This is a genomic window from Actinokineospora fastidiosa (genome assembly GCF_014648415.1).
Taxonomy (GTDB): domain Bacteria; phylum Actinomycetota; class Actinomycetes; order Mycobacteriales; family Pseudonocardiaceae; genus Actinokineospora; species Actinokineospora fastidiosa.
The window spans coordinates 261,153-277,961 of sequence record NZ_BMRB01000006.1; the positions used below are offsets into that span (position 1 = coordinate 261,153).

At 70.4% G+C, this 16,809-nt stretch carries 19 protein-coding genes; 7 read left to right on the forward strand and 12 right to left on the reverse strand.

Going from position 1 to position 16,809, the window contains the following annotated elements; all coding sequences use genetic code 11:
- The first annotated feature begins 121 nt into the window (after window positions 1-121).
- Both IEY98_RS27385 and IEY98_RS27390 read left to right on the forward strand, forming a co-directional pair.
- Window positions 122-1,267: a sensor histidine kinase gene (locus IEY98_RS27385; protein WP_189213538.1), complete on the forward strand. Its 1,146-nt coding sequence runs from the start codon at window positions 122-124 to the stop codon at window positions 1,265-1,267.
- On the forward strand, window positions 1,264-1,908 hold the full coding sequence (locus tag IEY98_RS27390) for a response regulator (protein WP_189213539.1): 645 nt from the start codon (window positions 1,264-1,266) through the stop codon (window positions 1,906-1,908). Before IEY98_RS27385 ends, IEY98_RS27390 begins: the two co-directional genes overlap by 4 nt.
- On the opposite strand, the gene murA is transcribed toward IEY98_RS27390, so the two are convergent.
- Window positions 1,887-3,173, reverse strand: a complete 1,287-nt coding sequence (gene murA, locus IEY98_RS27395) for a UDP-N-acetylglucosamine 1-carboxyvinyltransferase (protein WP_189213540.1) — start codon at window positions 3,171-3,173, stop codon at window positions 1,887-1,889. The two genes, IEY98_RS27390 and murA, sit on opposite strands and share 22 nt — an antisense overlap.
- A gap of 43 nt (window positions 3,174-3,216) precedes the next feature.
- On the opposite strand from murA, the gene IEY98_RS27400 reads away from it, so the two are divergent.
- The 4 genes from IEY98_RS27400 (at window position 3,217) to IEY98_RS27415 (ending at window position 6,377) form a co-directional block, all read left to right on the forward strand.
- Window positions 3,217-3,789 (forward strand): cob(I)yrinic acid a,c-diamide adenosyltransferase, encoded by a 573-nt coding sequence (locus IEY98_RS27400; protein ID WP_189213541.1) that lies wholly within the window; start codon window positions 3,217-3,219, stop codon window positions 3,787-3,789.
- A gap of 184 nt (window positions 3,790-3,973) precedes the next feature.
- Window positions 3,974-4,966 carry a toll/interleukin-1 receptor domain-containing protein gene (locus IEY98_RS27405; protein ID WP_189213542.1) on the forward strand — a complete coding sequence of 331 codons (993 nt, stop codon included), beginning with the start codon at window positions 3,974-3,976 and terminating at the stop codon, window positions 4,964-4,966.
- A gap of 231 nt (window positions 4,967-5,197) precedes the next feature.
- Window positions 5,198-5,437, forward strand: a complete 240-nt coding sequence (locus IEY98_RS27410; protein ID WP_189213543.1) for a hypothetical protein — start codon at window positions 5,198-5,200, stop codon at window positions 5,435-5,437.
- A gap of 1 nt (window position 5,438) precedes the next feature.
- Window positions 5,439-6,377, forward strand: coding sequence for an ATP-grasp domain-containing protein (locus tag IEY98_RS27415; RefSeq protein ID WP_189213544.1), 939 nt, complete (start codon window positions 5,439-5,441; stop codon window positions 6,375-6,377).
- Between the two features lie 23 nt (window positions 6,378-6,400).
- On the opposite strand, the gene IEY98_RS27420 is transcribed toward IEY98_RS27415, so the two are convergent.
- The 10 genes from IEY98_RS27420 to IEY98_RS27465 all read right to left on the reverse strand — a co-directional run bounded on the left by IEY98_RS27420 (window position 6,401) and on the right by IEY98_RS27465 (window position 14,605).
- Window positions 6,401-6,832, reverse strand: a complete 432-nt coding sequence (locus IEY98_RS27420; protein ID WP_229787565.1) for a DUF2550 domain-containing protein — start codon at window positions 6,830-6,832, stop codon at window positions 6,401-6,403.
- A 30-nt stretch (window positions 6,833-6,862) separates the two neighbouring features.
- On the reverse strand, window positions 6,863-7,228 hold the full coding sequence (locus IEY98_RS27425; protein WP_189213545.1) for a F0F1 ATP synthase subunit epsilon: 366 nt from the start codon (window positions 7,226-7,228) through the stop codon (window positions 6,863-6,865).
- Between the two features lie 149 nt (window positions 7,229-7,377).
- Window positions 7,378-8,811 (reverse strand): F0F1 ATP synthase subunit beta, encoded by a 1,434-nt coding sequence (gene atpD / locus IEY98_RS27430; protein WP_189213546.1) that lies wholly within the window; start codon window positions 8,809-8,811, stop codon window positions 7,378-7,380.
- Between the two features lie 3 nt (window positions 8,812-8,814).
- Window positions 8,815-9,765, reverse strand: coding sequence for a F0F1 ATP synthase subunit gamma (locus tag IEY98_RS27435; RefSeq protein WP_189213547.1), 951 nt, complete (start codon window positions 9,763-9,765; stop codon window positions 8,815-8,817).
- A 6-nt stretch (window positions 9,766-9,771) separates the two neighbouring features.
- Window positions 9,772-11,418 carry a F0F1 ATP synthase subunit alpha gene (gene atpA / locus IEY98_RS27440; protein ID WP_189213548.1) on the reverse strand — a complete coding sequence of 549 codons (1,647 nt, stop codon included), beginning with the start codon at window positions 11,416-11,418 and terminating at the stop codon, window positions 9,772-9,774.
- 41 nt (window positions 11,419-11,459) lie between these two features.
- Window positions 11,460-12,275, reverse strand: a complete 816-nt coding sequence (locus tag IEY98_RS27445; protein ID WP_189213549.1) for a F0F1 ATP synthase subunit delta — start codon at window positions 12,273-12,275, stop codon at window positions 11,460-11,462.
- 15 nt (window positions 12,276-12,290) lie between these two features.
- A complete protein-coding gene (locus tag IEY98_RS27450; RefSeq protein ID WP_189213613.1) occupies window positions 12,291-12,824 on the reverse strand; it encodes a F0F1 ATP synthase subunit B in 534 nt (177 codons plus the stop codon).
- Window positions 12,825-12,871: 47 nt separating this feature from the next.
- Window positions 12,872-13,114, reverse strand: coding sequence for an ATP synthase subunit C-like protein (locus IEY98_RS27455; protein ID WP_189213550.1), 243 nt, complete (start codon window positions 13,112-13,114; stop codon window positions 12,872-12,874).
- 80 nt (window positions 13,115-13,194) lie between these two features.
- Window positions 13,195-13,977, reverse strand: coding sequence for a F0F1 ATP synthase subunit A (atpB, locus tag IEY98_RS27460; protein ID WP_189213551.1), 783 nt, complete (start codon window positions 13,975-13,977; stop codon window positions 13,195-13,197).
- A gap of 211 nt (window positions 13,978-14,188) precedes the next feature.
- On the reverse strand, window positions 14,189-14,605 hold the full coding sequence (locus IEY98_RS27465) for a Cg1360 family ATP-synthase-associated protein (RefSeq protein WP_229787567.1): 417 nt from the start codon (window positions 14,603-14,605) through the stop codon (window positions 14,189-14,191).
- Window positions 14,606-14,910: 305 nt separating this feature from the next.
- Between IEY98_RS27465 and IEY98_RS27470 the strand changes: the two genes are divergently transcribed.
- A complete protein-coding gene (locus IEY98_RS27470) occupies window positions 14,911-15,639 on the forward strand; it encodes a class I SAM-dependent methyltransferase (protein ID WP_189213553.1) in 729 nt (242 codons plus the stop codon).
- Here IEY98_RS27470 and IEY98_RS27475 read toward each other — a convergent pair whose 3' ends face one another.
- The gene (locus IEY98_RS27475; protein ID WP_189213554.1) at window positions 15,640-16,785 is read right to left on the reverse strand and encodes a glycosyltransferase family 4 protein; all 1,146 of its coding nucleotides are present in this window, start codon (window positions 16,783-16,785) and stop codon (window positions 15,640-15,642) included. It lies immediately after the preceding gene.
- Window positions 16,786-16,809 lie beyond the last annotated feature (24 nt).

Genomic DNA, 16,809 nt, shown 5'->3' on the forward strand with positions numbered 1-16,809 from the left:
AGCGTGCTGGCGCTCCCCTTTCCTCGCGTCGGACGACCTGGCGATCCCGGGGTCATCACTTCGACGGACGTCCGACCAACGACGGACGCCCGCGCCGCCGCCGCTGTGCTGTGATAGCCGGGTGGAGCGCAGGAGACGACCGTGGCAGCTGCCGGTGTGGCACGCCGTCATCTGGTTCGGGTTCGGCAGCGTCCTGCTGGCCGTGGACGTGCCGCTGGTGCTCGACGCGGCGGTCCTGCCCGCCCCGCACTGGGCCCGGCTGCTGGTGCTCGCCGCGCTCTGCGCCCTGCACCTGGCCAGGGACACCCACCCGGTGCCCGCGCTGATCGCGGGCCAGCCCCTGCTGCTGCTCGACGCCGCGATGGGCCTGTCCCTGCCCGCGCTGCTGGCCGCGGGCGACCTGCTCTACTCCGCCGTCCTCAACGGACCCCGGCGGGCCAGCCGGGTGCTGCTCGGCGCGGCCTTCGCCTGCGTCGCGGTCGCCGCGGCGGTGTCGCTGACCATCGGCAAGGACCTGCGCGACTCCACGCTGTACTTCCTCACCTTCGCGCCCATCCCGATGCTGCCCGTGTGGTGGGCGACCAACGTGCGCCGCCAGCGCGAGGCCGCCGAGGCCGAGCGCGCCCGCGCCGACCAGCTCGCCCACATCGTCGAACTCGACCGGGCCGCGGCCGTCCAGCGCGAGCGCGCCGCCATGGCCCGCGACCTGCACGACGTCATCGCCGGGCACGTCTCCGCGGTCGCCATCCAGTCCGAGGCCCTGCTGAGCAGGGCGGACGGCGACGCGACCGCGCGCGCGGTCCTGCGCTCGGTCAGGGAGAACAGCGTCGCGGCGCTGACCGAGATGCGCGCCATGATCGGCCTGCTGCGCTCGGAGTCCCCGGACGCGCTGACCGCGCCCGCCCGGCTGCGCGACCTGGCCCAGCTGGTCGGGTCCGCGCGCGCGGCGGGCCTCGACGTGGCGGCCTCCGCCGAGGTGGGCGAGCTGCCCGCGGCGGTGGACCTCTCGGCGTACCGGATCGTGCAGGAGGCGCTGACCAACGCGGTCAAGCACGGCGGCTCGCGCGCGGAGGTGAACGTCCGGCAGGCCGACGGCAGGCTGGTCGTCGAGGTGGTCAACGACGTCCCCACGCCTCGCGAGCGCGGCGACGGCACCGGGCTGCTGTCCATGACCGAGCGCGCCGCCGCGGTCGGCGGCGCGCTGTCGGCCGGTCCGCGCGGCGGCCGCTGGCACGTGCGGGCCGACCTGCCGCTGGAGGAGTCGTGAGCATCCGCGTCCTGGTCGCCGACGACCACGCCGCCATCCGGGCGGGCCTGTGCCTGATCCTCGACGGCGCCGAGGGCATCGAGGTCGTCGCCGAGGCGGGCGACGGGGCCGCCGCCGTCCGCAAGGCCCGCGCGCTGCGCCCGGACGTGGTGCTCATGGACGTGCGCATGCCCGAGGTCGACGGCATCGAGGCGACCCGGCGGCTGGTCGGCGATGGCGTCTGCGCCGTGCTCGTGCTCACGACGTTCGACATGGACGAGTACGTCTACGGCGCGCTGCGCGCGGGCGCGGCGGGCTTCCTGCTCAAGTCCGTGGACTCCGCCCGCCTGATCGAGTCGGTGCGGCTGGTGGCGGGCGGCGACGGCGTCATCGAGCCGAGCGTCACCCGCCGCCTCATCCGCGCCTTCGCCGAGGCCGCGCCGCGCGTGCCCGAGCCGCCGCCGGGCCTCGACCTGCTGACCGACCGCGAGCGCGACGTCCTGGTCGGCCTCGGCGAGGGCCTGTCGAACCAGCAGATCGGCCGCAAGCTGGGCATCGGCGAGGCGACGGTGAAGACGCACGTCTCCCGGGTGCTGACCAAGCTCGACCTGCGCTCACGGGTGCAGGCCGCGGTGCTGGCTCAGGAGGCCGGGCTGGTGTGACGGTCCGGGTCGGTCTCCACCCGCCGGACGTCCGCGCCGAGGCGCACCATGTTCTCCACGAACCGCGGGTAGCCGCGGTCGATGTGGAAGACGTCCCACACCTCGGTGACACCGTCCGCGCACAGGCCCGCGAGCACCAGCCCGACGCCCGCGCGGATGTCCGAGGCCCACACCGGCGCGCTGGACAGCATCGGCACGCCCCGGACCACGGCGTGGTGGCCGTCGGTGCGCGCGTCCGCGCCCAGGCGGACCATCTCCTCGACGAAACGGAACCGCGCCTCGAAGAGGTTCTCGGTGATCATCGACGTGCCGTCGGAGATGGCGCTCAGCGCGATGGCGAAGGGCTGCAGGTCGGTGGCGAAGCCCGGGTAGGGCAGCGTCACGAAGTCCACCGCCGTCGGCCGGTCGTTCTGCACCACGCGGAAGCCGTGGTCGAGCAGCGTCACCTCCGCGCCCGCCGTGCGCAGCTTCTCCAGCACCAGGTCGAGGTGGTGCGGGTCGACCCCGCGCACGGTGATGTCGCCGCGCGTCATGGCCGCGGCGAACGCCCAGGTCGCGCCCACGATCCGGTCGCCGACCACGCGGTGCTCGGTGGGCCGCAGCGACGGGACGCCGTGCACGGTCAGCGTGGACGTGCCAGCGCCCTCGATCTTGGCGCCCATCTGCTGCAGCATCACGCACAGGTCGACGATCTCCGGCTCGCGCGCGGCGTTGTCGATCACCGTGGTGCCGTCGGCCAGCACGGCGGCCATGAGGATGTTCTCGGTGGCGCCCACGCTCGGGAAGTCCAGCCAGATCTGCGCGCCGTGCAGGCCCTCGGCCTCGGCGACGACGCAGCCGTGCTCGATCTCGGTGCGCGCGCCGAGCTGGCGCAGCCCGTTCTGGTGCATGTCCAGCGGACGCGACCCGATCGCGTCCCCGCCCGGCAGCGCCACCACGGCCCGCTTGCACCGGCCGACCAGCGGCCCCAGCACGCACACGCTGGCCCGCAGCTTGCCCATCGACGGCGAGTCCGCGCGGTGGTCGAGCTCGGCCGGGGTGGTGATGGCCACGGTGTCCCCGCTGATGGACACCTCGCAGCCGAGGCTGCGCAGCACGTCGGCCATCAGGGGGACGTCGAGGATCTCCGGGCAGTTGGTCACCGTCGTGGTGCCCTCGGCGAGCAGCGCGGCGGCCATCAGCTTCAGCACGCTGTTCTTCGCCCCGACGACCTCGACCTCGCCGACGAGCCGGGCGCCGCCGTGCACCTGGAAATGCTCAGTCACGCGAGCATCATGCCTTGACCGCTCCAGACCCTAGGCTGTGGGTATGTCCGTCCACATCACCCGCGTCTACACCAAGGTCGGCGACAACGGCACCACCGCCCTCGGCGACGGCACCCGCGTCCCCAAGACGTCCCCCCGCCTGGCCGCGTACGCCGACGTCGACGAGGCGAACGCCGCGATCGGCCTGGTGTTGGCGGTCGGCTCGCCCGCCGACGACGTCGCGGCCGTCCTGGGCGCGGTGCAGAACGACATGTTCGACGTGGGGGCGGACCTGTGCACGCCGGTGGTCCCCGACCCGCCGTACGAGCCGCTGCGGATCACCGAGGCCTACATCGCCCGGTTGGAGGGGTGGATCGACGAGTTCAACGGGCGGTTGCCGAAGCTGAACTCGTTCATCCTGCCCGGGGGCACGGCCGCCGCCGCTTTCCTCCACCAGGCGCGGACGGTGACCCGCCGAGCCGAGCGCGGCGCCTGGGCGCTGGTGGAGGCCGAGCCGGACACGACGAACGTGCTGGCGGCGAAGTACCTGAACCGGCTGTCCGACCTGCTGTTCGTGCTGGGCCGCGTGGCCAACCCGGACGGGGACGTGCTGTGGAAGCCGGGTGCGGGGCGGTAGCGCGGGCCTAGTGGTCGTCGCCGCCACACCCGGCCGGTCGTGACCGCGAGGCGACCGCACCGCCTGTAACAGGACCCGAGATCCCGCGATACCCAAGTGGATCTTGGCCGCACGGAGCCGGTCCGTGGCGAGCAGCCTGCCCGGCGTTCCATCTGTGGCTCCCCGACCGCGACCGGAGGGTGACGTGCAGGAGGAGTTCGAGGCAGCCGGGGTCCCGGGAAACCGAGCCCGGTCGTCTTTCGGCATCTTCGTGTCCTACCGCCAGACCGACTCCACCCCTTGGGTCGGGCGGCTTGTCGAAGACCTCCGCGACTACTTCGGGCCCGACCGCGTCTACCGCTACACGGACTCGAACCGCTCGGCGCAGGACTACGTCCGGCAGATCATCGAAGCACTCTCGTCGGCAGATGCTGTCATCGCCGTTCTGGGCAGGCAGTGGCTTCACGCGGTTGATGAGAAGGGCCGACGCCGTCTGGATGACCCGGACGACCTCGTCCGGCTGGAGTTGGAGACCGCCCTCAGGAAAGGAACCACGCTGGTTCCGGTCCTGGTCGACGGCGCCACGATGCCCGCCGAGCACGAACTGCCCGAGAGCCTGCGGTCGCTCTCGCGTTCGCAGGGCATCTCGCTCACCGACCGGCACTGGAAGCACGACTTCCACCAACTACTGCACGCGCTCGACAACCACGGCGTGCTTCCCTCCCGGAGCCCGAGGGCCGAGGAGCCCACAGCCCTCAAGAAGCAGCTCACCGACGTCCGCAGGTTCGAGCGGACGCTCCCCGCCCTGCCTCGGCAGACCTTCTCCAAGCTGGTCAGCGCAGTCCAACAACTGCGGTATCCCCAGCTCAGAGTGGACCGCGATGCGGCGGAAGTCGTGTTCACGGTCCTCGGCAAAGAGGTGCGGGCGGCGGTAGTCGACGGCACCGCGGGCAACTCGACCCTCAAAGTCAGCTTCACCTCGGTGCGGGGCAGGTTCTTCGCCGCGGGCACCGCGCTCGCGCTCGCCACGAACCCGGTGCTCGGCCTCACCTGGCCCGCCATCCGCGCGTGGGAGCGCCGCTTCGCCACCGGGTTCATCGACAACGTCGAGAGACTGCTGGACGGCCGGGGGATCGGGCCGGATTCGGCCCTGCCGCCCGGCGTGCAGTCGTGGCGCGAGAGAAGATGGAAGGTCTAGCTACGACGCCCAGGGCTGCCGTCGCCCGGGCGGAGCGCTTTCCAGCCAGGACGGGACCCCGGTGCTGTGGAAGCCCGGGGCCGGAGCGGTAGTCCAGTCGGGGCGAAGTGCCGCCCCGATCGGCTGATCTCGCGGCCCGGTGGGACCTTCGGCCCTGGCTGACGCCTGCGCTCAGGCGCTTCATGGCGGGAGGCGGGCGCGTCGGGCGCCCCCGAGGAAAGGGGACACACCATGACGTTCACGCTCGGCGACCCGGTTCCGGACAAGCGCGAGGTCAAGCAGATGGCGCCGCCGGTGGTCCTCCGCGCGCAGCCCGACTCGTTCATCCCGCTGGAGAGCCCCGAGGACCTGCGGGCGTGGGAGGACGCCGTCCGCCAGACCACCGGGGTCAAGATCGACGCCGCCAACCTGCGCGGCACCGCGTGCGAGACGTGTTCGGCCGGGTGCACCGACGACTGCGGCATGATGTGACGTGATCTTGACGATCACGATCCGGGACGACCTGCACACCATCGCCGTCCAGCACGCGGCGCGGAGCCGGGGGATCACCGACTTCCACATCGTCGAGTGCGACCACCTCAGTGGGCGGGCGAGTGTGACCTGGCGCTCCCACGGCACGCCGTCGGCGATCGTGCGGACCGCCGACGGCGTGTCGCTGCCCCTGGACGAGGTGTCCGTCCTGTGGTGGCGCCGGGTTCGCGCCGATCAGCGGGCGAGCGTGCACGCCGCTGACGACCACCAGCGCGCGCTCGTCAACAACGACTGCCGAGGCGCGCTCGCCGGGGCGCTGGCCGCGGGCTTCCACGGCCGGTGGGTGTCAGCGCCGGAAGCCACTGACCGCGCCGCCGACAAGCTCTACCAGCTCACCGTCGCCGCACGAGCGGGTTTCCGGGTGCCGCAGACCCTGGTGTCCCAGTCCCGCGACGAGGTGGTGGCCTTCGTCCGCGAGGTGGGACGCGTGATCGTCAAACCGGTGGTGGGCGCGAGCGGCCCCCTGGTGTTCACCCAGCACATCGACGACCCGGCGGCCATCCCCGACGCGTCGTTCGGCGTGTGCCCTGCCATCTACCAGGAATACATCCCCGGAACCCGCCACATCCGCCTCAACTGCTTCGGCGAGCGCATGCACGCTGCCCTCATCGAGACCGGCGATCTGGACTGGCGGCCCAACCTCAACGTCCCGATCTCCCGGTGGCCGGTGCCCGACGACATCGCCGACCTTGTCCTCCGCGTCCTGCGCCACCTCGGGCTGCGCATGGGCGTCATCGACCTCAAACTCACGCCGCAGGGCGAAGCCGTGTGGCTGGAGGTCAACCCGCAGGGTCAGTTCCTCTTCCTGGAACCTCTCATCGGCGAACCGCTCACCCAGCACTTCCTCGATTTCCTCATCACCGAACACACCGCGGCCTGAACACCGCCGGAGGCAAGGGAGGTCTACGAAGCCCAGGGCAGCCGTCGCCCGGGCGGGGCGCTTTCCAGCCAGGACAGGAAGCCGGTCAGGGTGTCCGGCCCCATCGCGATCTCGTAGCGGGTCTCGCCCAGCGCCACGTGGAGGACTCGGGCGCCCAAGGGCATCAGGGGGATCTCGGCGCGCTGCGGGTCGCGGCGGTCGGCGATCTCCAGGCGGTCCCTGCGGATCACCAGGTTGGGGCCCGCGCGGAGGCTGAAGGCGCGGAACCAGGCGAACTCGTCGCCCTGGTAGCGGCCCACGCCGAGGTGCCAGCCCTTGCCGGTGTCGTCCACGCGGGTGCGGACCGAGACGTGGACGCCGCCCATGCGGAGCAGGCGCACGCGGCGGAAGACGAGCAGGAGGAGGGCGAGCATGACCGCGGCCAGGGCCAGGACCACCACGTCGCTGACGTTCACCGGCCGCTCCCCCCGCTCGTCAGCGTCGCATCAGGCCGCTGAGTCCGCGGCGCGGAGGCGGGCGGCGGCTCGGGCGCGTTCGTCGGCGTCCTCGGCCTGCAGGTCACGGCGGGCGGCGGCGACGTCGATCTCGCCGGACAGCTCGGCCGACTCGGCCAGGATGCTGACGTTGTCGGCGTTGACCGACAGGAAGCCGCCGTGCACGGCCGCGATGACGGTCTCGCCCGCGGTCGTCGTGATCTTGACGACGCCACCCTCGACCAGCTGGCCCAGCACCGGCTCGTGCCCGGCCATCAGGCCGATCTCGCCCTCGGTGGTCTGCGCGACGACGAACGACGCGGAGCCCGACCACAGGCGGCGTTCCACGGCGACCAGCTGGACGGACATCTCAGCCACGCGTCTCTCCTTCGGCTCGCGGTTAACGCGGAGTCTAGTCGGCGCCCGGACACCCGTCCGAGGCCACCCGGGTCGGTCCCGGGCCGTGCACTCCCAGTGACCAGGGGCCGGTGTCCACAACGGACACCGGCCCCCAGACGGCGAGAGTCTTACTTCTTGCCGGTCAGCTGCTGGTACTTGCGCTCCAGGTCGTCCAGCCCACCGATGGACAGGAACGCCTGCTCCGGCACGTGGTCGTAGTCGCCCTTGGCGACCTTGTCGAAGGCCTCGATGGTGTCGGCGACCTTGACGAACGAGCCCTCCTCGCCGGTGAACTTCTGCGCGACGAAGAAGTTCTGCGACAGGAAGCGCTCGATGCGCCGCGCCCGGTTGACCGTCACCTTGTCCTCTTCGGACAGCTCGTCCATACCGAGGATCGCGATGATGTCCTGCAGCTCCTTGTACTTCTGCAGGATCCGCTTGACCTCCTGGGCCACCCGGTAGTGCTCCTCGCCGACCACGGCCGGGTCGAGGATGCGGGAGGACGAGGACAGCGGGTCGACCGCCGGGTAGATGCCCTTCTGCGAGATCGGACGCGAGAGCTCGGTCGTGGCGTCCAGGTGCGCGAAGGTCGTCGCCGGGGCCGGGTCGGTGTAGTCGTCGGCGGGCACGTAGATCGCCTGCATCGACGTGATGGACCGACCACGGGTCGAGGTGATGCGCTCCTGCAGCTCGCCCATCTCGTCGGCCAGCGTCGGCTGGTAACCGACGGCCGACGGCATGCGGCCCAGCAGGGTCGACACCTCGGAACCGGCCTGGGTGAACCGGAAGATGTTGTCGATGAACAGCAGCACGTCCTGGTTCTGCACATCGCGGAAGTACTCCGCCATGGTCAGCGCGGACAGGGCGACGCGCATACGCGTGCCCGGCGGCTCGTCCATCTGGCCGAACACCAGCGCGGTGTCCGGGAGAACGCCCATCTCCTCCATCTCCAGGAAGAGGTCGGTGCCCTCACGGGTGCGCTCGCCGACCCCGGCGAACACCGAGGTGCCACCGAAGTTGCGGGCGATACGGGTGATCATCTCCTGGATGAGCACCGTCTTGCCGACGCCAGCGCCGCCGAACAGGCCGATCTTGCCGCCCTCGACGTACGGGGTGAGCAGGTCGATGACCTTGATGCCGGTCTCCAGCATCTTGGTCTTGCCCTCGAGCTGGTCGAACGCCGGGGGCTTGCGGTGGATGGCCCAGCGCTCGGCGTCCGCGGCGTGGCCCGGCTTGTCCAGGCACTCGCCCAGGGCGTTGAACACGTGGCCCTTGACCGCGTCGCCGACCGGCACCGAGATGGCCTCGCCGGTGTCGACCACCGGCGCGCCGCGCACGAGGCCGTCCTGCGGCTGCATGCAGATGGTGCGGACCATGTTGTCACCCAGGTGCTGGGCGACCTCCAGGGTCAGCGTCTTCTTCAGCGCCTCGAAGGTGACCTCGGCCTTGAGGGCGTTGAAGAGCTCGGGGACGGAGTCCCGGGGGAACTCCACGTCGACGACGGGGCCGATCACCCGCACGACTCGCCCGACGGCGTTCTTGGTTTCCTGAATGGCAGTCATGGCTTAGTCATCACTTCCTGCGGCAGCGGCAAGAGCCTCCACACCGCCGACGATCTCGCTGATCTCCTGGGTGATCTGCGCCTGGCGAACCTGGTTTGCCACGCGGGTGAAGCTGCGCACCAGCTCGTCGGCGTTGTCCGTCGCGGCCTTCATCGCCGTCCGCCGCGCCGCCGACTCCGACGCCGCCGACTCCAGCAGCGCCGCGTAGATGCGGGTGTTGATGTACTTCGGGAGCAGGTCGTCCAGCAGCTTCTCCGGACCCGGCTCGAACGAGTACGCCGACCTCAGCTCGGCGCGCGCGGCCGCGGCCTCCTCCTCGGAGGAGTACTCCAGCGCCAGCGGCGCGATCCGCTTGGCGATCGGCTTCTGCGACAGCATCGACACGAACTCGGTGTAGACGATGTGCAGCTCGTCGACACCCAGCACGCCGTCGGGACCCGGGTTCTCGCCGTCATCGTCGGCGCCCGCGAGGAACGCCTCCACGACGGTGCGTCCGGCCTCGGCCGCCTCGGCGTAGGACGGCTTCTCGGAGAAGCCCGTCCACGACGCTGCCACCTTGCGCTGCCGGAACTTGTAGAAGTTCAGGCCCTTGCGGCCGACGACGTAGACCACCGGGGTCTTGCCCTGCTCGCGCAGCAGCGACTGCAGCTCCTCGGCGGCACGCAGCACGTTGGCGTTGTAACCGCCGCAGAGGCCGCGGTCGCTGGTGACCACGATGACGCCCGCCCGCTTGGGCTGCGCGCGCTCGGTCAGCAGCGGCGTGTCCACGTTGGCCACGCCGCTGGCGAGCAGGCTCAGCACCTTGGTGATCTCGTCGGCGTAGGGCTTGGACTGCTCCACCCGCGCCTGCGCCTTGCCGATCCGCGAGGTGGCGATCAGCTCCTGCGCCTTGAAGATCTTCTTGAACGACTGCGCGGACTTGATCCGCGCGCGGAGTTCACGGAGTTGGGCCATATCGGGTCACTTCTTCGGCGCGGTCTTGGCGACCTTGACGGTCTCCTGGCCGACCGCGCCCGCGTCCATGGCCTCGGCCTCCGCCTCGTTCACCACGACGGACGAGCCGTCGGAGGCGCGGAAGCCCTTCTTGAACTCCTCGATCGCGGCCACCATGCGCTCCTCGTTCTCCGAGGTCAGCTTGCCGGTGGTCTTGATCTCGTCGAGGATGCCCGCGTTGCGGTGCCGCAGGTTCTCCAGCAGCTCCGCCTCGAACCGGCGCACGTCGGCGACCGGGACCGAGTCCAGGTAGCCCTTGGTGCCGACGTAGATGGAGACGACCTGCTCCTCGACCGGCATCGGCTGGTACTGGCCCTGCTTCAGCAGCTCCATCATGCGGGTGCCGCGCTCCAGCTGGGCCTTGGAGGTGGCGTCCAGGTCGGAGGCGAAGGCGGCGAACGCCTCCAGCTCGCGGTACTGGGCCAGCTCGAGGCGCAGGGTGCCGGAGATGCTCTTCATCGCCTTGGTCTGCGCGGCGCCGCCGACTCGCGACACCGAGGTGCCGACGTTGACGGCCGGGCGCTGACCGGCGTTGAACAGGTCCGACTCCAGGAAGCACTGGCCGTCGGTGATGGAGATGACGTTGGTGGGGATGTAGGCCGAGATGTCGTTGGCCTTGGTCTCGATGATCGGCAGACCGGTCATCGAGCCCGCGCCCTCCTCGTCGGAGAGCTTCGCGCAGCGCTCCAGCAGGCGCGAGTGCAGGTAGAAGACGTCACCGGGGTAGGCCTCGCGGCCCGGCGGGCGGCGCAGCAGCAGCGAGATCGCGCGGTAGGCCTCGGCCTGCTTGGTGAGGTCGTCGAAGATGATCAGGACGTGCTTGCCCTGGTACATCCAGTGCTGGCCGATGGCCGAGCCGGTGTAGGGGGCCAGCCACTTGAAGCCAGCGGAGTCCGACGCCGGGGCGGCGACGATGGTGGTGTACTCCATCGCGCCCGCGTCCTCCAGCGCGGACTTGACGCCCGCGATGGTGGAGCCCTTCTGGCCGACCGCGACGTAGATGCAGCGCACCTGCTGCTTCGGGTCGCCGGTGGCCCACGCCTTCTTCTGGTTGATGATCGTGTCGACGCAGACCGCGGTCTTGCCGGTCTTGCGGTCGCCGATGATCAGCTGGCGCTGGCCGCGGCCGATCGGGGTCATCGAGTCGATGGCCTTGATGCCGGTCTGCATCGGCTCGCCGACCGGCTGGCGCTGCACCACGGTGGGCGCCTGCAGCTCCAGGGCGCGGCTGGCCTCCGCGGTGATCTCGCCGAGCCCGTCGATCGGGTTGCCCAGCGGGTCCACCACGCGGCCGAGGAAGCCGTCGCCGACCGGGACCGAGAGGACCCGGCCGGTGCGCTTGACCTCCTGGCCCTCCTCGATCTTGTCGTAGTCACCGAGGATGGCGGCGCCGATCTCGCGCGCGTCGAGGTTCAGCGCGACACCGAGCACGCCGCCGGGGAACTCCAGCAGCTCGTTGGCCATGGCCGAGGGCAGGCCCTCCACGTGGGCGATGCCGTCGCCGGTGTCGGCCACGACGCCGACTTCCTCCCGGTTGACATCCGGGGAGTAGCTGGAGACGTAGTTTTCGATCGCATTGCGGATCTCGTCCGACGAGATCGTCAGCTCCGCCATTGAGGATTCCTGCTCTCGCTTCGTATCTGGGTGGAAAGTTCTTAGGCGGCGAACCGGCGCCGCAGTGCGTCGAGCCTGCCCGCAACGCTGCCGTCGATGACCTCGTCGCCGACCCGCACGACCATCCCGCCCTGCAGGCCGGGGTCGACCTCGAGGTGCAGCGCGATGGGCCGGGCGTAGATCCGCTGCAGCGCGGTGGAGAGCCGGTCCTGCTGCTCCGCCGACAGCACCGTGGCCGAGACGACGTGCGCGACCGAGCGCTCGCGCCGCTTGGCCGCCTCGGCGGCCAGCGCCTCGAGCCCGGACACGACGTCCCGCCCGCGCGGCTGGCCGATCAGGTTGTCCACCAGCGCCACCGTGGTGGCGTCGGTCTTCCCCTCGATCAGCCCGTGGATCAGGGCGAGCTTGCCCGCCTTGTCCGCGCCCCGGTCCGAGAGCACCTGCTCCAGCTCCGTCTGGCCCGCGATGATGCGGCCGAGCCGGAACAGCTCGTCCTCGACGGCGTCCAGGCGCCCCGCGCGCTCGGCGCGGACCAGCAGCGCGGTGGTGCCCAGCGCCTCCAGCCCGTCGACCAGGCCCCGGGGGCTCGACCAGCGCGCGACCACCGCGGCGACCACGACGTCGAGCGCGCCGTCGCCGATCTTGCCGCCCAGCAGCCCGCGGACCAGCCGCTCCCGGTCCGCGGGGTCGGTGGAGTGGTCGGCCAGCGCCCTGCGCAGGCCGATCTCCCGGTCGAGCAGGCCGACGACCGCGAACAGCTGCTCGCCGAGGTCGTCGACGGCGGCGCCCTCAAGGGTGTCGAGCAGCTTCAGCTCGACGGCGGCCAGGGCTTCCCGGCTCGCAGCTTGCAGTGCCATCGGTGTGTGCCCCTCTTACTTGTTCGCGGGAGCGGAGACCGAGTCCAGCTCGGACAGGAAGCGGTCGACGGTGCCCCGGCGCCGCGCCTCGTCCTCCAGGGACTCGCCGACGATCCGACCGGCCAGCGCGACGGCCTGCCGCCCGAGGTCGGCCCGCAGCTCGGCGACGATCTGCGCGCGCTGCGCTGCCAGCCGCGCCTCGCCCTGGGCGACGATGCGCGCCGCCTCTTCCTGGGCCTGCGCGCGCAGCTCTTCCTTGATCTGCTCGGCCTCGGCCCGCGCGTCGTCGCGGATGCGCGCCGACTCCGCCCGGGCCTCGGCCAGCTGCGCCTGGTACTGCTGCAGCGCGGCCTCGGCATCGGCCTGGGCCTGCTCCGCCTTCTTGATGCCGCCCTCGATCTTCTCGGTCCGCTCGGCGTAGAGCTTCTCGAAGCGCGGCGCCACGAACTTGGAGATGACGAACAGCAGCAGGAGGAAGGCCACGATGCCGAGGATGATCTCGGACGTGTGCGGAAGAACCGGGTTCAGCTCTCCCTCGGCCAGAATCAGCTCTGCCGTCAGGTTCATGATGTCTCCCTACGCCGGATCAGACCTGGTCAGCCAGCGATGAAGAAGACGACCAGACCGATCAGTGCGAGCACCTCGGTGAGGACGAACGTGGTCCAGGCGATGCCCATGAGCTTGCTCTGGGCCTCCGGCTGACGAGCGGTGCCGTTGATGACGGCCGCCCAGATCAGACCGACACCGATACCCGGGCCGATGGCGCCGAGGCCGTAGCCGATGGCGGCGAGACCGGAGTTGATGCTTTCGGCCTGCTGGGCGAGAACGACTGCGCTCACGTCTGTATATCCCTTTCCAACTCGGTCCGCGGGTGTCCCGCGGATCGGGGGCTTCTACTGAGTGTCCTCAGTGGTCTTTCTCAGTGGTCCGACGCCAGTGCCTGGCCGATGTACACGGCCGACAGCAGCGCGAAGATGTAGGCCTGCAGCACCTGGATGAACGCCTCCAGGAAGGTCATCGCGATGGCGAAGACCCAGGAGATGATCGACACCGGCTTGAGCGGCCAGTCGGCGTGCAGCAGCAGGAACTCACCACCGAGGGTGAACACCAGCAGGATCAGGTGACCGGCGAACATGGCGCCGAAGACCCGGACCGCCAGCGTGATCGGGTTCATGAAGAACTTCTGGAAGAACTCGATCGGCGTCAGCAGCAGGTAGACGGCCTTCGGCGCGCCCGCGGGGAAGAGCTGGTTCTTCAGGTAGCCCTTGAAGCCGTGCCGCCGGAAGCCCACGAAGTGGTAGACCGGGTAGACCACGAGAACCGCTAGGGCCAGCGGGAACGCGATGTGCGAGAACGTCGGGAACTGGATGACCGGGATGACGCCGAAGATGTTGTTCACCAGGATGAAGGTGAACAACGTGAGAATCAGGGGTACGAACGGCCTGAAATCCTTGGAACCGATCTGCTCCCGGGCGATGCTGTTGCGCCCGAAGTCGTAGACCGACTCGGCGGCGAACTGGAACTTGCTCGGGACGATCTTCATGTTGCGCGTGGCCAAGAGGAAGAAGCCCGCGATGATGATGACGGAGAGCACCACCAGCACCATCGGCTTCGTGACCGCGCCGAAGATCGGCGGGAGGAAAAAGTCCCGGACACCGGGCGGGTTGAACTCCTCGCCCTGCGCCAACACCAGCCTGCCCAACTGTGGGCTCCTTCCGGTTCTCCCGGCCGGCGTCGCGTCCGCCGGGGGAATCGTCACGATCAGGACGTAAAGTACCTGATGAACTCAGCCTGTCTTCAGGCGGCTGCCGGTTCATCCCGGGGCCTGACCAACCCACCCGGGACCACGGCCGCGCCGCCGCCCTCACCGGCACCCTATCAGGGGACACCCGAAGCCGGGACAGACGTACTGCTTAACTGTCGGACGTGCTCTCACCTGCGGGAATGATGGTCGGGAGCTTGGTGGCGCGGAACGCCATCGCGTCCGCGGCCGCCGCCACGACGACCACCGCGACCATGGTGATCCCCAGCGACTCCCGGTGCAGCGCCTCGACGTCCTTGAGCGCGGCCATGATCAGCAGCAGGAGCAGCAGTTTCAGGATGAAGCCGCCCAAGGACGCCGCCATCCCGATGTGCGGTCCCGCGCCCGCGGATTTGCGCATCAGGAACAACGTGAGCATCGAGGACCCGATCGCCAGCGCGGCGCCGATCGCCGCGCCCAGCACTCCGGGCATCCCATTGATCAGGCCGAACACGACCACGCCCACGACGCCGACGCCCAGCGACGGCCAAATGGAGTAGCGGAACATCGCCGCCGCCAATGTGAGCAACGCCTCTGTGTGAGGATTACGCGCGGAGTTCTCGGTCATCGTGCCGCCCAGTCTAAACGGCTCCACTCGACATGCGGCGGCTGGGCCGAACGCGGGAAATCGCCGAGCAGGTCGGCACCCTGCGCGACAGGCCGGAAGATTAATTCACCGATTCAGCGCTATGTGTTGATCGCATCGCGTTCGGTGGCCGTCACCGGATGGGGGCTTACCGGCAGTACGGAGGTAGTTGCCGGTTGGCCGGGGGCCTCCCGATGGGGAGACTTTGAGGTGATCTCCGCCGTGGCGACCACTCGCAGGGAGCAGCCATGCCTGAAGAGGTGCACCCGAACGCCGGGATGGCGGGTTTCTACGACCTGCTCTACCCGGCGGGCCCCCGGGTCGACGCGATGGTCGGCTTCCTGGCCGCCGAGGCTCGACCGGGCGGGCGGGTGCTGGAGATGGGCGTGGGCACCGGCCGGGTGGCGATCCCGCTGTCCGGCCGAGGCGTGCGGGTGCACGGCATCGACAACAACCCCGAGATGCTCGCCGTGCTCAAGGAGCGCCCGGGCGGCGACACGATCGACGCGGTGCTCGGCGACTTCACCACCGAGACCGTCGGCCGGGACTTCGACGTGGTGCTGTTCGCCGTCAACACGCTGTTCGCCGTCCCCACCCAGGACGGCCAGATCGCGGCGCTGACGAGGGCGGCCGAGCAGCTGGCCGACGGCGGGCGGGTCGTGGTCGAGCACTTCGACCCGAACGTGCTGTACCGCCAGGCGAACCCGACGATGACCATGCGCACGCTCTCGGGGTCGGCTGTCGCCTACTACACGACCGCTGCCGACTTCGAGACCCAGGGCGTGTCCGCGTCCTTCGCCGTCCACGACGAGGGCGGCGTGCGCACGGCGTCGGAGTCCGGCCGCTACATCTGGCCAGCCGAGCTGGACCTCATGGCCCGGCTCGCGGGCCTGCGCCGCGTCGCCCGCTACGGCGGCTGGGAGCGCGAGCCGGTCCGCGCGCCCGCGACCGTCCTGGTCTCGGTCTACGCGGTGTAGCTACTTCGAGCGGCGCACGGACGGCAGGAACGACACGGCCGCGGCCACCACGACCGCGCCGATCAGGCCCAGCGTCACGGCCAGCACGTCGAACACCGTGACCGCCACCGCGCCGAAGGCGATGACGCCCACCCACAGGTAGATGAGCAGGACGGCGCGGCGCTGGGAGTGGCCGAAGGCGATGAGCCGGTGGTGCAGGTGCATCTTGTCCGGCGCGAACGGGCTCTCCCCGCGCCAGGTGCGCCGGACGATGGCCATCAGCAGGTCCAGGATCGGCACGAACAGCACCGCGGCGACGATGACCAGCGGGGAGAGCACGGCCAGGGTCTCGGTCGCGCCCCACAGCGACGGGTTCGCCCGGCCGGACGCGGAGGTGGACGCCGCGGCGAGCAGCAGGCCGATGAGCATGGACCCGGTGTCGCCCATGAAGATCCGGGCTGGCTGGAAGTTGTGCGGCAGGAAGCCCAGGCACGCGCCCGCGAGCGTGGCCGCGATGATGGCGGGCGGGTAGTTGTTGACGTCGCCGCCGGACTGGTCGAGCAGGTGGAGGCTGAACGCCAGGGTCGCGGCCGCGGCGATCATGCCGATGCCCGCGGCCAGACCGTCCAGGCCGTCGACGAAGTTCATCGCGTTGACCAGGGTGACGGCCAGCAGGATGGTCAGCAGGCCGCCCTGGTTCTGGTCGAGCACCAGCACCGAGCCCTCGGCTCCGCCCCACGGCACCCAGAAGATGAACCACTGGATGCCGAACAGGACCAGGATGCCCGCGCAGGTGGTCTGCCCGGCCAGCTTGGTCAGCGAGTCCAGCTCGAAGCGGTCGTCGAGCATGCCGAGCAGGACGATGATGCCGCCGCCGACGAGCACCGCGACGGGATCGAGGGTGAAGTCGAACGCGCGGCGCAGCAGGGGCAGCTGGTGGGCCAGCAGCATGCCGCCGCAGACGCCCAGGTACATGGCCAGCCCGCCCATGCGCGGGATCGGCACGACGTGCACGTCGCGGGAGCGGGGGTAGGCCACCGCGCCGATGCGGATGGCGAAGACGCGCACGAGGCCCGTCGACAGGAAGGTGATCACCGCGCTGATCAGCGCGACCAGCAGGTACTCCCGGACCGGCAGGCCTGCGGCTGCGTAGCCACTGGGCGGCATGTCAGGCTCGCTTCTCCAGCTCGG

Coding starts and splice junctions, on each gene's coding strand:
- IEY98_RS27475 (WP_189213554.1), bottom strand. CDS start 16,785: ATGCCGCCCAGTGGCTACGCAGCCGCAGGCCTGCCGGTCCGGGAGTAC.
- IEY98_RS27435 (WP_189213547.1), bottom strand. CDS start 9,765: ATGGCCCAACTCCGTGAACTCCGCGCGCGGATCAAGTCCGCGCAGTCG.
- IEY98_RS27445 (WP_189213549.1), bottom strand. CDS start 12,275: ATGGCACTGCAAGCTGCGAGCCGGGAAGCCCTGGCCGCCGTCGAGCTG.
- IEY98_RS27410 (WP_189213543.1), top strand. CDS start 5,198: ATGACGTTCACGCTCGGCGACCCGGTTCCGGACAAGCGCGAGGTCAAG.
- atpA (WP_189213548.1), bottom strand. CDS start 11,418: ATGGCGGAGCTGACGATCTCGTCGGACGAGATCCGCAATGCGATCGAA.
- atpD (WP_189213546.1), bottom strand. CDS start 8,811: ATGACTGCCATTCAGGAAACCAAGAACGCCGTCGGGCGAGTCGTGCGG.
- IEY98_RS27470 (WP_189213553.1), top strand. CDS start 14,911: ATGCCTGAAGAGGTGCACCCGAACGCCGGGATGGCGGGTTTCTACGAC.
- IEY98_RS27400 (WP_189213541.1), top strand. CDS start 3,217: ATGTCCGTCCACATCACCCGCGTCTACACCAAGGTCGGCGACAACGGC.